General features: G+C 68.0%; 13 protein-coding genes. 9 read left to right on the top strand and 4 right to left on the bottom strand.

The window, feature by feature from the left end; translation table 11 throughout:
• Positions 1-113: 113 nt before the first annotated feature.
• The 7 genes from MMG85_RS12450 (at position 114) to yeiP (ending at position 8,238) form a co-directional block, all read left to right on the top strand.
• Entirely contained in the window at positions 114-548 is a 435-nt protein-coding gene (locus MMG85_RS12450; RefSeq protein ID WP_241046330.1) for a GxxExxY protein, read from the top strand.
• Complete coding sequence (locus tag MMG85_RS12445; RefSeq protein WP_241046329.1) at positions 541-2,532, top strand: acetyl/propionyl/methylcrotonyl-CoA carboxylase subunit alpha; 1,992 nt, start codon at positions 541-543, stop codon at positions 2,530-2,532. Before MMG85_RS12450 ends, MMG85_RS12445 begins: the two co-directional genes overlap by 8 nt.
• The gene (locus MMG85_RS12440) at positions 2,529-3,155 is read left to right on the top strand and encodes a hypothetical protein (RefSeq protein WP_241046328.1); all 627 of its coding nucleotides are present in this window, start codon (positions 2,529-2,531) and stop codon (positions 3,153-3,155) included. Before MMG85_RS12445 ends, MMG85_RS12440 begins: the two co-directional genes overlap by 4 nt.
• Complete coding sequence (locus MMG85_RS12435) at positions 3,152-4,063, top strand: hydroxymethylglutaryl-CoA lyase (RefSeq protein WP_241046327.1); 912 nt, start codon at positions 3,152-3,154, stop codon at positions 4,061-4,063. Before MMG85_RS12440 ends, MMG85_RS12435 begins: the two co-directional genes overlap by 4 nt.
• Complete coding sequence (locus MMG85_RS12430; protein ID WP_241046326.1) at positions 4,060-6,618, top strand: EAL domain-containing protein; 2,559 nt, start codon at positions 4,060-4,062, stop codon at positions 6,616-6,618. Before MMG85_RS12435 ends, MMG85_RS12430 begins: the two co-directional genes overlap by 4 nt.
• A gap of 181 nt (positions 6,619-6,799) precedes the next feature.
• A complete protein-coding gene (locus tag MMG85_RS12425) occupies positions 6,800-7,570 on the top strand; it encodes an SDR family NAD(P)-dependent oxidoreductase (RefSeq protein WP_241046325.1) in 771 nt (256 codons plus the stop codon).
• Positions 7,571-7,671: 101 nt separating this feature from the next.
• Entirely contained in the window at positions 7,672-8,238 is a 567-nt protein-coding gene (gene yeiP, locus MMG85_RS12420) for an elongation factor P-like protein YeiP (RefSeq protein WP_055942515.1), read from the top strand.
• 227 nt (positions 8,239-8,465) lie between these two features.
• On the opposite strand, the gene MMG85_RS12415 is transcribed toward yeiP, so the two are convergent.
• The 3 genes from MMG85_RS12415 to MMG85_RS12405 form a co-directional block, all read right to left on the bottom strand.
• A complete protein-coding gene (locus MMG85_RS12415; protein WP_241046324.1) occupies positions 8,466-10,274 on the bottom strand; it encodes a DUF4105 domain-containing protein in 1,809 nt (602 codons plus the stop codon).
• A complete protein-coding gene (locus MMG85_RS12410; protein ID WP_055942508.1) occupies positions 10,274-10,573 on the bottom strand; it encodes a DUF2388 domain-containing protein in 300 nt (99 codons plus the stop codon). Before MMG85_RS12410 ends, MMG85_RS12415 begins: the two co-directional genes overlap by 1 nt.
• Positions 10,574-10,661: 88 nt before the next feature.
• Positions 10,662-12,050 carry an FAD-binding oxidoreductase gene (locus MMG85_RS12405; protein ID WP_241046323.1) on the bottom strand — a complete coding sequence of 463 codons (1,389 nt, stop codon included), beginning with the start codon at positions 12,048-12,050 and terminating at the stop codon, positions 10,662-10,664.
• 193 nt (positions 12,051-12,243) lie between these two features.
• Here MMG85_RS12405 and serA point away from each other — a divergent pair, with 193 nt between their 5' ends.
• On the top strand, positions 12,244-13,485 hold the full coding sequence (serA, locus tag MMG85_RS12400) for a phosphoglycerate dehydrogenase (RefSeq protein WP_055942501.1): 1,242 nt from the start codon (positions 12,244-12,246) through the stop codon (positions 13,483-13,485).
• 169 nt (positions 13,486-13,654) lie between these two features.
• On the opposite strand, the gene MMG85_RS12395 is transcribed toward serA, so the two are convergent.
• Positions 13,655-14,191: an NUDIX hydrolase gene (locus MMG85_RS12395; RefSeq protein ID WP_241046349.1), complete on the bottom strand. Its 537-nt coding sequence runs from the start codon at positions 14,189-14,191 to the stop codon at positions 13,655-13,657.
• 218 nt (positions 14,192-14,409) lie between these two features.
• Between MMG85_RS12395 and MMG85_RS12390 the strand changes: the two genes are divergently transcribed.
• Positions 14,410-15,900, top strand: coding sequence for an amino acid permease (locus tag MMG85_RS12390; protein WP_241046322.1), 1,491 nt, complete (start codon positions 14,410-14,412; stop codon positions 15,898-15,900).
• Positions 15,901-15,963: the final 63 nt, after the last annotated feature.

The following is a 15,963-nucleotide window of genomic DNA, read 5'->3' as shown; positions in this document are numbered from 1 at the left end:
GCCCCCCAACTGCCATGGGGCTTGCGCCATCGACCCGGACGGGCACAACTATCGCAGCGGCATGTCGTGCGCCGTCGCCCTGACATGGATTTTCTGGACACGGATAAAAGCGAATGGACGCGGATGAAGCATTAGAGGACAGGGAACTGACGCAAGCGGTCATCGGTATCTTTTACTCCGTCTACAACGAACTGGGGCCTGGCTTCCTGGAAAGCATCTACGAGAACGCAATGGCTATCGCGTTGCGGGACGCAGGATTCGAAGCGCGCCAGCAACACCCCCTGCAAGTGTGGTTCCGGGGTTGCGTTGTCGGAGAGTTCAAGGTCGACTTGCTGGTGCGAGGCACGCTGGTTATCGAGCTGAAAGCCGTTTCGCAGATACTCCCCATCCATGAAGTGCAATTGGTGAACTACCTCAAGGGGCTGCATATGCACGTCGGTCTGTTGTTCAACTTCGGCCCCAAGCCGCAGTTCAAGCGGCGTGTTCACGGATACCATCCCGACGATCCGCGTTCATCCGCTCTTATCCGTGTCCAATCCCATGTTTGAAAAGATCCTGATCGCCAACCGCGGCGAAATCGCCTGCCGCGTCATCCGTACCTGCCGCCGGCTTGGCATCCGTACCGTCGCCGTGTATTCGGAAGCCGACGCCGATGCGCAGCACGTGCGCCAGGCCGACGAAGCCGTCCTGATCGGTGGTCCGCGCCCGGCCGACAGCTACCTGCGCGGCGACGCGATCCTCGACGCCGCGAAGAAGACCGGCGCCCAGGCGATCCACCCCGGCTACGGCTTCCTGTCCGAGAACGCCGACTTCGCCGATGCGATCACCGCCGCCGGCATGGTGTTCATCGGTCCGTCCGGCACCTCCATGCGCAAGATGGGCAGCAAGGCCGGCGCCAAGGAACTGATGGCCGCCGCCGGCGTGCCGGTGGTGCCCGGCTACACCGGCGAGGACCAGTCGCCGAACACGCTGTCGCGCGAGGCCGCGCGCATCGGCTTCCCGCTGATGATCAAGGCCGCGCATGGCGGCGGCGGCAAGGGCATGCGCGTGGTGCACCGGCTGGAGGACTTCATCGGCCAACTGGAAAGCTGCCAGCGCGAAGCGGCCAATGCCTTCGGCCGCGACCGCGTGCTGCTGGAGCGCTACGTGCAGTCGCCGCGCCACATCGAGATCCAGGTGTTCGCCGATACGCATGGCCACACGCTGCATCTCAACGAACGCGAATGCTCCGCCCAGCGCCGGTACCAGAAGGTGCTGGAGGAATCGCCGTCGCCGTTCCTGACCCCTGCCCTGCGCACAGCCATGGGCGATGCCGCAGTGAAGGCGGCGCAGGCGATCGATTACGCCAACGCGGGCACGGTGGAGTTCATCGTCGACCCGGAAGGCCAGTTCTATTTCATGGAGATCAACACCCGCCTGCAGGTGGAGCATCCGGTCACCGAGATGGTCACCGGCCTGGACCTGGTGGAGTGGCAGCTGCGCGTGGCCGCCGGCGAGCCGTTGCCGCTGGCGCAGGACGCCATCGCGCAGCGCGGCCACGCCATCGAGGTGCGCCTGTACGCGGAGGATCCGGAAGCCGGCTTCCTGCCCGGCTCCGGCCGACTGGAATCGCTGGTACTGCCTGCGCCGTCCGCCGGGGTGCGCATCGATGGCGGCGTAGTCGAAGGCGACCTGGTCACGATCTTCTACGACCCGATGATCGCCAAGCTGATCGTCTGGGGCGAAGACCGTCCCACGGCGCTGGCGCGGCTGCGCGAGGCGCTGGCCGATTGCGATATCGTCGGGCCGAAATCCAACATCGGCTTCCTCGAGCAGTTGGCCCGGCATCCGGCCGTGGTGGAAGGCCGCATCGATACCGGCTACCTCGACCGCCACCTGGACGAGTTCATGCCGGCGCCGACGCTGACACCCGAGCTGCAGGTCAGCGCGGCCGTCGCGGTGCTGCTGGAACAGGAATCGGCGGCCCGGCATGCCGCCGCGGCCTGCGGAGATCCGGGTTCCCCCTGGGCGGTCGCCGATGGGTGGCGCCTGGGCCATGCCGGCCGCCGGCCGCTGGCCTTCCAGCACCGCGACCAGCGCTGGGAAGCGCTCGCGCACGGCCATGGCGGTCGCTACATAGTCGAGGTTGACGGCACGGCCCATCCGGTCGCGGGCGCGGGCCTGACCGCTGGGCGGCTCGAGTTGCGTATCCATGATCATGGACGGCGCCTGCGCGTCCATCGCCACGGCAGTCGCCTCACCCTGCACGATGGGGACCGGCGCGCCACGCTGGAGACGCTGCCGGTGTACCAGCGGTCCGCGGGTGGCGACAGTGGCGGGGACGGCCGCATCATCGCCCCGATGCCGGGTCGCGTGGTGGTGGTCAAGGCACGAGTGGGGGACAGCGTGGACGCAGGACAGGAACTGCTGGTGATGGAAGCGATGAAGATGGAACTGGCCGTCAGGGCGCCGCGTGCCGGCGTGGTGGCGGAACTGCGCGCCGCCGCCGGCGATTTCGTCGAGGCCGACACCGTCCTGGTAGCGCTCGAGTGAGGCCTGCCCTGCAGGCCTGGCGCATCGCAACCGCCCTGCTGGCGGCCTGCATGCTGGGCGGCTGCGTGATGTTCGAACAACCGCCGGCACCGCTGGCCTGCGACCCCGCCCTGGTCGGGCGCTGGATCCCGCTGCCCGACAGCCCGCAGGACCGCGTGCCGCTGGGCAAGGACGACTATGCGGACGTGGACGCCGCCTGCCGCGTGCGCCTGCGCGATGGTGCGCGCGCCGAGGCGCCCGAGTTCGACGCCCTGGGGTTCGAGCTGGACGGCGAACGCTACCTGGCGCTCGGCTTCAAGGAACTGGAGGGCCTGTTCGGCACCGGCAAGGCCGCCGCGCCGCCGATCCCCAAAGGCATGCCGGCCGGCGCCGTCACGCTGCTGAAATACCGCATCCGCGACGATACGCTGCAGATCGCGATGCTCGACACGGTGGACATCATGCAACGCGTGCAGCAGGGGACGTTGAAGGCACGCGAGACCGACGCCAGCACCTACCTGTTCGAGGGCCGTCCGGACCGCTTGCGTCAGCTGCTGGAAGCCGAGCCCGCGCTGTTCGATGCCTTCGACGGCCGCGACAAGACCCTGCGCATGCGCCGCGCCAAGGACGGGAAGCGGTCATGAGCAGCCTGCCCTCCAGCACCGATTTCGTCCGCATCGTCGAGGTCGGGCCGCGCGACGGCCTGCAGAACGAGAAGACCCTCGTCGCCACCGCCGACAAGGTGGAACTGATCGACCGGCTGTCGCGCACCGGCCTGCTCAGCATCGAGGCGACCAGCTTCGTCAGTCCGAAGTGGGTGCCGCAGCTGGCCGACGCCGCCGAGGTCTTCTCCGCCATCCAGCGACGCCCGGGCACCGCGTACCCGGTGCTGGTGCCGAACGAAACCGGCTACGACCGCGCACGCGCCGTCGGCGTGGAGGAAGTCGCGGTGTTCACCGCCGCGTCCGAAGCCTTCAACCAGAAGAACATCAACGCGTCCATCGACGAATCCATCGAGCGGTTCCGCCCGGTGCTGGAACGTGCCGCCGCCGACGGCGTCAAAGTGCGCGGCTATGTCTCCACCGTGCTCGGCTGCCCCTACCAAGGCGATGTGCCCGTCACCGATGTCGTGCGCGTCGCACGCCAGCTTCACGCGCTCGGCTGCTACGAGATTTCGCTGGGCGACACCATCGGCGTCGGCACGCCACACAAGGCCGCCGAGATGCTGAAGGCCGTCGCTGCCGAGGTGCCGATGCCTGCGCTGGCGGTGCACTTCCACGACACCTACGGGCAGGCCGTGGCCAACATCCTGGCCTGCCTGGACGTGGGCGTGCGCGTGGTCGATGCGGCCGTGTCCGGTGCCGGCGGTTGCCCCTACGCGAAAGGCGCCAGCGGCAACGTCGCCAGCGAGGATGTCGTCTACCTGCTGCATGGCCTGGGCCTGCGCACCGGCGTGGACCTGGACCTGCTGGCCGATACCGGCCGCTGGCTCGCCACGCGGCTGGGGCGCGAGACCGGCAGCCGCGTCGGCAAGGCGCTGGCGGCCGCATGAACCACGGCCCGGCCAGCGACATCGACCTGATGGCGTTGGTCGCCGCGCTGGAACGCGCGGCCACGGCCGACGGCGCCGACCCGGCGACCGCCGCCCTGCTCCTGCAAGCGCGCGATGGACTGGTCGCCGCGCGGCGCGACGCGGACACCGAGCGTTCGCGCTACCGCAACCTGTTCGATGCCGTTCCCGACCCGGTCAGCATCCTCGGCGAGGACGGCACCATCCTCGACCTCAACCAGGCCGGCATGCTGGCCTACAAGCGCTCGCGCGACGAAATCGTCGGCCGCAACATCAACGTGCTCAACCCCGACCTGCCGCGCGACCACCTGGTGCCGGTGTGGGAAACGCTCAACCGCGGCGAGACCTACGTCATCGAGGTCACCAACATGCGCGGCGACGGCACCCGCTTCCCCGTCGAAGTGCACTCGGCCAACATCAACTTCGACGGCCGCAAGAGCATCGTCGCCGTCGCCCGCGACATCAGCAGCCGCCGGCTGGCGGAGATGCGCTACCGCGAGCTGATGGAGACGATCGACAAGGGCATCGTGGTGCACAACCGCGACATGCAGGTGCAGTACTGCAACGGCGCCGCGATGCGCATCTTCGGCATCCGCGAGGACCAGCGCGCCGACCAGGAACTGGCCCTGGGGCGCTGGCACATCGTCGACGAGCATGGCCGCGAGATGGCGCGGCACGAACTGCCAGCCCAGCGCGCACTCGACAGCGGGCAGATGATCGAGAGCGTGCTGCTGGGCCTGTACCACCGCGAGAAGAAACAGTTGCTGTGGCTCACCGCCACCTCGGTCCCGCAGTTCGCGCCGGGCGCCAGCGTGCCCGCCCAGGTCACCACGCTGTTCAGCGACGTCACCGAGCTCAAGCGCGACAGCGCGCTGTTCGACCGCGCGCAATCGCTGGCGCACATCGGCGGCTGGGAATGGGACCTGGGCCGCGACCGCATGTACCTGACCGACGAGGCCCAGCGCATCCTCGGCGCGGCGCGCCCGCTGATCACGCTCAACGACATGCTGGGTTGCCTGCGCGAGACCGACCGCCGCCGCCTGCGCAGCGCGCTGGACCTGATCACCGCCGGCGGCCAGGGCTTCGACCTGGAACTGCAGGGCACGCAGGCCGACGGGCACCCGTTCTGGATCCGCGTGATCGGCGATTCCGAACCCGGCGACCCCGGCGCGTCGCGCATCACCGGCACCATGCAGGACATCTCGCAGGACAAGCAGGCCGAGGAAATGCTGCGCATCCAGGCGCGCACCGACCCGCTGACCGGGCTGATGAACCGCGATGCCGTGCTCACCGAACTCGGTGCGCGGCTGGCCGACCCCGAGCGAGCGCGCGTCGCCGTGCTCTACATCGACCTCGACCGCTTCAAGATGGTCAACGACGTGCTGGGCCACAACGCCGGCGACGAACTGCTGGTGCAGGCGTCCGACCGCATCCGTGGCGCGGTGGGCACCGACGGCATGATCGCGCGCTTCGGCGGCGACGAGTTCCTGGTGATCTGCGACGCCGGCGAGGACCCGCACCTGCCCGAGGCGATGGCGCATGCGGTGCTGGGCGCGTTCGCCGACGCCTTCCGTTTCGGCAAGGACGAATTCGCCATCACCGCCAGCATCGGCCTGGCGGTGGCGCCCGCCGACGGCCTGCGCCCGCAGCAGCTGATCCAGAACGCCGACATCGCGATGTACGACAGCAAGCATCGCGCGCGCAACGGCTGGCAGAGCTTCACCCAGGAACTGGCGCAACGGCAGCAGGACCGCCTGCAGATCGAGACGCAGCTGCGCCGCGCCGTGGACAACGAGGAGTTCCGCCTCGTCTACCAGCCGCAGGTCGACCTGCGCAACGGCCGCATCATTGCCGGCGAAGCGCTGATCCGCTGGCAGAACCACCAGTTGGGCGAGCTGCGGCCGGACGTGTTCATCAGCCACGCCGAAACCACCGGCGACATCGTGCGCATCGGCAGCTGGGTGCTGCGCGAAGCCTGCCGGCAGGTGGCGACCTGGCGCGACATGGGACTGGGCATCGTGCGGGTGGCGGTCAACGTGTCGTACCGGCAGTTCGCCGGCGACGACCTCGCCGACCGCGTGCGCGCCATCCTGACCGAGTTCGACCTGCCGGGCAGCGCGCTGGAACTGGAGTTCACCGAGCGCGTGCTGATCGAGGACGCACCGGCCACCCTGCGTACCTTCGCCGATCTCCGCCAGTTGGGCGTGCTGCTGACCATCGACGACTTCGGCGAGGGTTACAGCGCGCTCAACTACCTGCGCCGCCTGCCGATCCACGGCCTCAAGCTGAGCCCGCTGTTCACCGAAGGCGTGCCCAACAACCGCTCCGATGTCGCGGTCTGCCAGGCGGTCTCGGCCATCGCCCGCAGCCTGGGCCTGGGCCTGGTGGCCGAAGGCGTGGAATCGGAGGCGCAGCGGCAGTTCCTCCTCAACCTCGGCGTACCGGTCGGCCAGGGCTTCCTGTTCGCCCCCGGCCTGTCGCCGGACGAATTCGCCCGCCGGTTGGCCGATGCGCCGCTGGAGCGGGTGCACGCTTGAGTACCGCCCCTGCCCGGTGCGCGGCTTTTGTGGGAGCGACGTCAGTCGCGATGGCGCTCTCCCTGTGAAGCCTCATCGCGACTGACGTCGCTCCCACAGGATCCCTCACCCGGATCACCGGCGCGACGCCTGACACCCGCCATCGCGTAAAATGCCGGCCTTTCCGCAGCAGGTTCACCGTATGCAGCTTTCCGACACCCGCGCCGTCATCACCGGCGGCGTTTCCGGCCTGGGCCTGGCCGTCGCCCGCCATCTTGTCGCCCACGGCGGCAAGGCGGCCCTGTTCGACGTCAACGACGACAAGGGCGCGGCCGCCGTCGCCGAACTCGGCGAGGCCAATGTCCGCTACTTCCGCACAGACGTCACCGACGAGGCCGGCGTGGCGGCGAACGTGGCGGCAGCGAAGGAATTTCTCGGCGGGCTGAATGCGGCGATCAACTGCGCCGGTATCCTCGGCGCCGGCCGCGTACTCGGCAAGGAATCCCCGATGCCGCTGTCCACCTTCCAGGCCACCGTGATGGTCAACCTGGTGGGCAGCTTCAACGTGGCCAAGGCCGCGGCGGATCTGATGCAGCACAACGCGCCGAATGCCGACGGCGAGCGCGGCGTGATCGTCAACACCGCCAGCGTGGCGGCGTACGAAGGCCAGATCGGCCAGGCCGCGTATTCGGCATCGAAAGGCGGCGTGGTCGGCATGACGCTGCCGATGGCCCGCGAGCTGTCGCGCTTCGGCATCCGCGTGATGACCGTCGCGCCGGGCATCTTCTGGACCCCGATGGTCGACGGCATGCCGGACGCCGTGCAGCAGTCGCTCAGCGCCTCGATCCCCTTCCCGTCCCGCCTGGGCAAGCCGGAGGAGTTCGCCGACCTGGTCGCCTACATCCTCGGCAACCCCTACCTCAACGGCGAAACCATCCGACTGGATGGCGCCGTGCGGCTGGCACCCAAGTAAAGCAGCGGCGAGTGGAGAGGAGTGAGGAGCGAGTCAGAGCCCGCTTCCGCCCTTCCGCTCACTCCTCACTCCTCTCCACTCACTCCTCTCCCGGCATCTCCATGAAAGCTTTCGACATCAAGAAGGGCAACGTCGTCGAACACAACGGCGGCGTGTACCAGATCCGCGACATCGAGCGCAGCTCGCCGCAGGGCCGCGGCGGCAATGTGCGCTTCCGTTTCATCATGTACAGCGTGCCCGGCGGCAACAAGCTGGATGCCAGCTTCGATGCCGACGACAACCTGAGCGAGGTGGAACTGCTTCGCCGCCAGGCGACGTATTCCTACAAGGACGGCGACGCGTTCGTGTTCCTCGACGACGAGGACTACACGCCGTACACGCTGGATGCCAACGTCATCGGCGACGACGCCGGCTACATCACCGACGGCCTGGCGGGCTGCTACGTGCAGGTGATCGATGAACTGCCGGTCGCCCTGCAGCTGCCGCAGCACGTGACACTGGAAGTGGTGGAAACGCCGCCAGAACTGAAGGGCGGCACCGCCACCAAGCGCCCGAAGCCGGCCAAGCTGAGCACCGGCATCGAGATCATGGTGCCGGAGTACATCACCAACGGTGAACGCATCCTGGTCAACACCACCACCGGTGAATTCGGCGGCCGCGCGGACTGAGGTAGTTTGCGCCATGCGCACGACTCGCTGAATCTCCCGCCGCGTGATGAATCATCATGAGGTCGTGCGCGTGGCGCACGCTACGTGGATGCCCACAGGTCAGCGCGGCGGGTGCGAGGCCTTGCGTTGACGTAGCGTGCGCTAGGCGCACGACCCGTGAAACCATCCTTCGTCGCGCGATGGATGCGATGACGCGACAGATCCTGCGGTCGTGCACGCGGCGCACGCTACGGGTCGCGTAGCCGGGCGCCGATGGTTTCGAGGTTCGCTTCGATGCCGTGCAGCACGTCGCGCTGGTCCGGGGGCAGCCAGCGTTCCAGTTCCTCGCGCAACCGCCCATCCTGTTCGCGCAGGCGGGCCAGGCGCAGGCGGGCTTCCTCTGTGATGCGCTCGCGCTCAGCCGCCTGCGGCAGTCCGTAGCCCTGCGGCAGCAGCTCCGAGGGCCGACTGATGAAGCCGGTATCGCCCAGCCACGCACGCAGGGCCTGCAGCGCCGGCTCAAGGTCGGCGGGTGCGTCGCGCCCCAGGTAGCGCCGTTTCAGTTCATCGCGCAGCCGCAGTTGCTGGCGACGAAGCGCCGCATTCTCCAGCACCAGCAGCGCAGCGTTCGTGCGCAGGTCGGCCTGCGGCAGCCAGGTGGCGCGTTCCGCCGGGGGCAGCGCCAGCCAGGTATGCACGTCGTGCTGTGGCAGCTGCAGCGCCTCGCGTGCGACGGAGAACAAGGCATCGTAGCGCGCGCTCAACGGCTCGAAGTAGTAACCGAGTCGTCGCGCTTCATCAGCGTCATCGAGCACGCCAGCATCCGCGATACCGCGGCGCTCCAGCTTCCTCAGCAACCCGGTGGGCGTGATGCTGGCGAGCGATTCCCCGGCCAGCCGTGGCACGCCGTCGTGCAGCAGCTTCCAGGTCTCCACCGCACAGTTGTTGCTGATGAAGTAGTAGCGCCCGTCGTAGCTCCAGTGCAGCTGGGCGGCACGCTCCAGCAGCGAAGCGATCTCCTCGCCATCCAACCGCAACGGGATCGACCGCAGTCCACGCAGCTCGACCCGGGTGTATTCCTCGATCACCTGATCGAGCGGCAGCAGGAACAGCCGCGAGGGATAGGAGCCCGTCAATCCGCGCCAGCCCGAGATCTGCACGTCGCCGACGAACGCGCGGAACGACAGCACGCGGTGGTGCGCCAGGTCGAAGCGGCAGTCGGGTCCCGGCACGCGGCCTGGCGCACAGATCACCAGCCGCAGCATGCTGTGGCCCCAGCGACTCATCGCCTGCGTGTTGCCCTCGGCGAGGAGGTAGTCGACTGCGTAGACGCGCGATGGATCCAGCGCGAGCAGCGAAGCATCGCCGGCGTCGGCATCGGCCTCCAGGAATGGCAGGCCGGGCGCACACCCTTCCACCGCAGATGGCATGCCGAAGTGCGTGGCGAAATGGCGATGCAGTGCCGGACGCCGGCATCCGTAGTCCGGATCGAGCACGAAATACTCGAGGTTCACCGCCACGAATTCGGACGGGCGCTCGCGTTCGTACGAATCGGGAGTCCGCGCGACGAAGTCGTTGCGCGAGCGGCGGCCGGCCAGCGGGAGCACGCTGCGCTGCCATCCCGCCAGGTCGCGCAGGCGCGGATCGTCGGACAGCACGTTGCGCCGTGCGCGGTCGTAGCTGTGGGCCAGTTCATGCACCAGCGCCTGGCGCACCGCGAGCACGGACGCATCGTCGGGTGCCAGCGAGTCGCGCGTCTTCCACGTCTCCAGCGACCGGCGTGGAAGCAGTACGCGGTCGCCCACCCGTCGTCCCGCGACATGCGCCGGCAGATCGTCGCGCCACTGCAGCACGAGGCCTGCCGGCAGACCCTCGCGCCACGCCGCCGGCAATCGCGGCAGGACGTCGTCCACCAGTGCCTGCGTCGCCGCGACATCCTGCGGAGAGAGACCGTCCGGATCGATGTCGAGCGCGGCCACCGGCGTCGCGACCGCGCCGAACCACGCCCACAGGAGGAGCGCGGCGATGCGCCGGCCCCAAGGCCGACGCGGAGACATCAGCGGGCCAGGATGGCCTGTGCCAGCTGCATGTCGCTGGCCTTGCGCGCGGCTTCATCCTTCTCGCGCAGGTGACGCAACGCGGCTTCCAACTGCGCACCGCGGATGCGGCCTTCGGTGGCGACGAAGCTGGCGGCGTCTTCGCGCGCCTGCACGACGACCTTGTCGTCGCCGGACGAACTGCCGGACGAGGCCGAGGAACCAGCCGAAGACGCGCCGGCGGAAGAACCGGCGAAGCTGCCAGCCAACGCCGGCACGGAGAATGCCAGCAACACGCCGGCCAGGATCAATCGGGACATGGAGTTTCCAAACGGGGGAATGCCGCGGTCGGCGGGTGTGCAAAGACTACCTGCAATCGATCCGGCAAGGCTGAATCCGACAGCAGTGTCAGGTGTCGAACAGCTTGCCCGGATTCATCAGTCCGTTCGGGTCCAGCACCTGCTTGATGCCGCGCATCACCGCTATTTCGCCGGCGCTGCGCGTGCTTTCCAGATAGCCCTTCTTGACCAGGCCGATGCCGTGCTCGGCCGAGATGCTGCCCTGGTGGCGTGTCAGCGAGGCCGCCAGCAGCTTGGTGACCTGCTCGCACTGGGTGACGAAGTCCGCGTTGTCCATGCCCTCGGGCTTCAGCACGTTGATGTGCAGGTTGCCGTCGCCGATGTGGCCGAACCACACCACCTCGAACTGCGGATAGGCATCGCCCAGCAGCGCCTGTGTCTCGGCCAGGAAGGCCGGCATCGCCGAGATGCGCACCGACACGTCGTTCTTGTACGGCACGTACCGCGCCAGTGCCTCGGTGATGCCCTCACGCAGGCGCCACAGCTGCGCGGCCTGCGCATCGGACTGGCTGATCACGCCGTCACTGACCCACCCCTGCTCCATGCAGGCCTCGAAGGCGGCCATCGCGGCCGCTTCCTTCGCCTCGTCGCCGATGGCGAACTCGGTGACCACGTAGTACGGATGGATCTCGTCGAACGGCTTCTGCGCGCCATGCGCCAGCACGTGCTGCAGCGCGCGGTCGGTGAAGAACTCGAAGGCTTCCAGTTGCAGGCGTTCGCGGAACGCGGCGAACACCTGCATCAATACCTCGAACGAGGGCAGCGCCAGCAGCATGACGTTGGTCGGCGGCGGCGGATCGGTAAGACGCACGGTGGCTTCGACCACGATCCCCAGCGTGCCCTCGGAACCGATGAACAGGTGGCGCAGGTCGTAGCCGCTGGAATTCTTGATCAGCGCCTTGTTGAGCTCGAGCACGTCGCCGACGCCGGTGACGACCTTCAGGCCGGCGATCCACTCGCGCGTGTTGCCGTAGCGGATCACGCGGATGCCACCGGCGTTGGTGGCGATGTTGCCGCCGATCGCGCAGGAGCCGCGTGCGGCGAAGTCCACCGGGTAGACCAGCCCATGCTCGCGTGCCGCGTTGTGCACGGCCTCCAGCGGCGTGCCGGCCTGCACGCTCAGCGTGCGGTCCACCGCATTGAACTCCAGCGTCTGGTTCATCCGCTCCAGGCTCAGCACCAGTTCGCCGTTCGCGGCGACCGCACCGCCGGACAGGCCGGTGCGCCCGCCCGATGGCACCACGGCGACGCGATGCTGGTTGGCCCAGCGCACGACGGCCTGCACTTCCTCGACCGTGGCCGGCAGCGCGATGGCCAGCGGCGCCGGCGTCCAGCGCCGGGTCCAGTCGCGACCGTAGTGCTCGAGATCGGCAGGATCGGTCTTCAGGCGCAGCGCCGGGACGGCGTGCTGCAGGGCTTCCAGGCGCGGATCGCTCATTGCGGGGGGAGTACTTTCGGGGGCGCCCAGCGTGCCAGCGATGTCGGGTGGCGTCCAGCCGATGAAGCGCTTCGTTTCAGCGGCAACCAAGCCGGGAAAACCGCAATCGAGCTTTCCATGGCGCGCCGCACCATCGAGCGCATCCATCTGGCATAGTGACGCCCCTTCCCCCTCCGCGGCGACCTTTCCGGCAATGTCGATCAAGAAGACCTCGTACCCGAAGCAGGACATCCGCGTACTGTTGCTGGAAGGGGTCAGCCAGACCGCCGTCGAGACGTTCCGCGCGGCGGGATACTCGCAGATCGAGTTCCACGAGAAGTCGCTACCGGAAGACGAACTGAAGCAGCGCATCGCCGAGGCGCACATCGTCGGCATCCGTTCGCGCACCCACTTGAGCGAAGACGTGCTGGCGCAGGCGCGCCGGCTGATCGCGGTAGGCTGCTTCTGCATCGGCACCAACCAGGTGGACCTGGACGCGGCGGAACTGGCCGGCATTCCGGTGTTCAATGCGCCCTACTCGAATACGCGCAGTGTCGCCGAACTGGTGATCGCGCAGGCCATCCTGCTGATGCGCGGCGTCCCGCAGAAGAACGCCGAATGCCATCGCGGCGGCTGGAGCAAGTCGGCCGCCGGCAGCCACGAAGTGCGCGGCAAGACGCTGGGCATCATCGGCTACGGCCATATCGGTACCCAGGTCGGCGTGCTGGCCGAGGCGCTGGGCATGCACGTGCTCTTCCACGACATCGAAACCAAGCTGTCGCTGGGCAATGCGCGCGCGGCCGTGAGCCTGGACGACCTGCTGGCGCAGAGCGACGTGGTGACCCTGCACGTGCCGGAGACGCCGGCGACCAAGGACATGTTCGGCGCCGCCCAGATCGCGCAGATGAAGCCCGGCGCGCACGTCATCAATGCCTCGCGCGGCACCGTGGTCGACATCGACGCGCTGGCCGACGCACTGAAGTCCGGCCAGGTCGGCGGCGCGGCGGTCGACGTGTTCCCGCTGGAGCCCAAGGGCAATGCGGAGCTGTTCGAGTCGCCGCTGCGCGGGCTCGACAACGTCATCCTCACCCCGCACGTGGGGGGTAGCACGCTGGAGGCGCAGGACAACATCGGCATTGAAGTGGCCGCCAAACTGGTGCGCTACAGCGACAACGGCAGCACGCTGTCGGCGGTGAACTTCCCCGAGGTCACCCTGCCCGGCCACGACGGCAGCCGCCGCATCCTGCACATCCATCGCAACGTGCCCGGCGTGCTGTCGCAGATCAACGACATCTTCCGCGACCGCGGCATCAACATCGACGGCCAGTTCCTGCGTACCGACCCGAAGGTCGGCTACGTGGTCATCGACGTCACCGCCGACGAGGAACAGACCGCCAGCCTGCGCGATGCGATGGCGGCGATCGAGGGGACGTTGCGGGTGCGCGTGCTGTACTGAGGTTCGCGGTTCGGTGGGCCAAGGCCCCACCCTACGTTGCTGAGCGGAAAGCGGCGCGACCGCAAGCAGGCGTTCCCGCCTCCGGTCGCGCAGACACGTGTAGGAGCGGGCCATGCCCGCGATGCTTTCCCTGACACGCCTGCAAACGCATCGCGCCCATGGGGCGCTCCTACAGATGGGGTTCCTCCCCCGCGGGCGCGTGCATCGCCAGCCACTTGCGGGCCATGCGGCTGATCGACGCGTCGGCATCGTCGGCGAGCGACGCGATCTCGCGCCAGGCCAGGTCCAGCGACTCTTCGCTGACCAGGTAATCCTCGCTGCCGTTCGCGCGCACCACGTAGCGCACGTCGTAATGCCAGTGCCCCGGCACCTCCCTGCGCTCGGGAATCCAGTGCCGGTCCAGGTCGAAGATGTCGCCTTCCACGGACAGGTCGGACAGACCGGATTCCTCTTCGGCCTCCTTCAACGCCACCCGCGCCATGTCGGTGTCGCCGTCGGCATGCCCGCCCAACTGCAGCCAGCGGTCGAGCTTGCGGTGATGGGTCATCAGCACGCGCCGGCCATCGCCGCTGACCAGCCAGACGCCCCCGGTCAGATGCCCTTCCAGCCGCTCGCGGACGAAGGGATCGGCAGGATCGTCGAGCAGGGCGAGGAACTGGCCCACCACCTCAGTCTCGGCAGGCCAGCGCCGTCCGTAGGCGGCCAGGTGTTCGCGGAGGACGGCATAAGCGGCTGACACGGCGTGGTTTTCTCTTTGAAGGGCGCGATGGGGCCGCGATTATCGCCGGCCATGCTGCACCCGCGCTTGTGATCCCCGGCCCGCTTTGGCAAGGTACGGCCTTCCATGGGGCCCGCCTCCATGACCGTTGCCACCGTCCGGCGGAGCTCTTCGTCGGCATCCAGTCTTTCAAGGGGACGCTGCGAATGCTCAAAGCTCTGTTCAGGGTCAAGCCGGTCGCACCGGCAGGCCACGTCGATGCCGGCGAACCGGTCGAAGGTAGTCTGGACGGGGAAAGTGGGTTCAAACGCACGTTGACCGCCAAGCATCTGGTGATGCTGGGCGTGGGTGCCGTGATCGGCGCCGGCATCTTCGTACTGACCGGCCAGGCGGCCGCCAACCATGCCGGCCCCGCCATCATGTTGAGCTTCGTGTTGGCCGGCTTCGCCTGCGCCATGGCCGGCCTTTGCTATGCCGAGTTCGCCTCGATGATGCCGGTCTCCGGCAGCGCGTACTCGTATTCATACGCCACGTTGGGCGAGGCGGTCGCCTGGTTCATCGGCTGGTGCCTGGTGCTCGAGTATCTGTTCGCGTCCTCTACCGTGGCCGTCGGCTGGTCGGGTTACCTGGTGAGCTTCCTCACCGGCACGCTGGGCCTGCCATTCCCCGAGCAACTGGCGACCGCGCCGATCACCTGGGCCAATGGCGGGTTCGTCGCCACCAACGGCATCATCAACCTGCCTGCCGTATTGATCGTCGCGGCGGTCAGCGGACTTTGCTACGTCGGCATCACCCAGTCGGCGTTCGTCAACGCGATCATCGTCGCGATCAAGGTGGTGGTGATTGCGGCGTTCCTCGGCTTTGGCGTCCAGTATGTCGACCCGGCGAACTGGACCCCCTTCATTCCCGAGAACACCGGCCCCGGCCAGTTCGGCATGGACGGCGTATTCCGCGCGGCGACCATCGTGTTCTTCGCCTACATCGGTTTCGACGCAGTCTCCACCGCGGCCGGCGAAGCGAAGAATCCGCAGCGCGACATGCCCAAGGGCATCCTGGGTTCACTGGCCATCTGCACCGTCATCTACATCGCCGTCTGCGCGGTGTTGACTGGCATGACCCACTACAGCCTGCTGGGTACCGCCAAGCCCGTCGCCACGGCGCTGGAAGAGGTCCTCAAGGCCGATCCGGGGGCCAGCGTGGGATGGCTCAAGACCGCCGTGGAAATCGGCGCCATCGCCGGCCTGTCGTCGGTGATCCTGGTGATGCTGATGGCGCAGCCCCGCATCTTCTATTCGATGTCCCGGGACGGACTGCTGCCCCGCCTGTTCGGCAAGGTGCACCCGAAGTTCCATACCCCCTACGTGGGCACCATCATCGTCGGCGTGCTGGCGTGCCTGCTCGCCGGCTTCATGCCGCTCAGCGTGCTGGGCGAGCTGGTGTCGATGGGCACCCTGCTGGCCTTCGCCACGGTCTGCCTTGGCGTGCTGGTACTGCGCTTCACCCGTCCCGACCTCGAGCGGCCTTTCCGCGTGCCGATGTTCTGGCTGATCTGCCCGCTGGGCGTGCTGGCCTGCCTGTTCCTGTTCCTGCAGTCGTTCATGGAGCACTGGCAGATCTTCGTGGCCTGGACGGTGTTGGGCCAGGTGATCTACTTCGCCTACGGCTTCCGCAACAGCAAGCTCAGGCAGAAGGCCTGATCCTCTTCAAGGCCGGCGGATGCACCGCCGGCCTTTTTGGTTGTACTCCTCGACAACGCTCCG

This window comes from Pseudoxanthomonas sp. LH2527 (assembly GCF_022539275.1).
Lineage (GTDB): Bacteria > Pseudomonadota > Gammaproteobacteria > Xanthomonadales > Xanthomonadaceae > Pseudoxanthomonas_A.
Note: the sequence above shows the minus strand (reverse complement) of the source record. Positions and strands in the feature narration are given on the sequence as shown.

What these genes read in the sequence shown, in the direction of transcription:
- MMG85_RS12425 (WP_241046325.1), top strand. Translation starts at nt 6,800, where the DNA reads ATGCAGCTTTCCGACACCCGCGCCGTCATCACCGGCGGCGTTTCCGGC.
- MMG85_RS12415 (WP_241046324.1), bottom strand. Translation starts at nt 10,274, where the DNA reads ATGTCTCCGCGTCGGCCTTGGGGCCGGCGCATCGCCGCGCTCCTCCTG.
- MMG85_RS12390 (WP_241046322.1), top strand. Translation starts at nt 14,410, where the DNA reads ATGCTCAAAGCTCTGTTCAGGGTCAAGCCGGTCGCACCGGCAGGCCAC.
- MMG85_RS12450 (WP_241046330.1), top strand. Translation starts at nt 114, where the DNA reads ATGGACGCGGATGAAGCATTAGAGGACAGGGAACTGACGCAAGCGGTC.
- MMG85_RS12430 (WP_241046326.1), top strand. Translation starts at nt 4,060, where the DNA reads ATGAACCACGGCCCGGCCAGCGACATCGACCTGATGGCGTTGGTCGCC.
- MMG85_RS12410 (WP_055942508.1), bottom strand. Translation starts at nt 10,573, where the DNA reads ATGTCCCGATTGATCCTGGCCGGCGTGTTGCTGGCATTCTCCGTGCCG.
- serA (WP_055942501.1), top strand. Translation starts at nt 12,244, where the DNA reads ATGTCGATCAAGAAGACCTCGTACCCGAAGCAGGACATCCGCGTACTG.
- MMG85_RS12405 (WP_241046323.1), bottom strand. Translation starts at nt 12,050, where the DNA reads ATGAGCGATCCGCGCCTGGAAGCCCTGCAGCACGCCGTCCCGGCGCTG.
- MMG85_RS12445 (WP_241046329.1), top strand. Translation starts at nt 541, where the DNA reads ATGTTTGAAAAGATCCTGATCGCCAACCGCGGCGAAATCGCCTGCCGC.
- MMG85_RS12435 (WP_241046327.1), top strand. Translation starts at nt 3,152, where the DNA reads ATGAGCAGCCTGCCCTCCAGCACCGATTTCGTCCGCATCGTCGAGGTC.
- yeiP (WP_055942515.1), top strand. Translation starts at nt 7,672, where the DNA reads ATGAAAGCTTTCGACATCAAGAAGGGCAACGTCGTCGAACACAACGGC.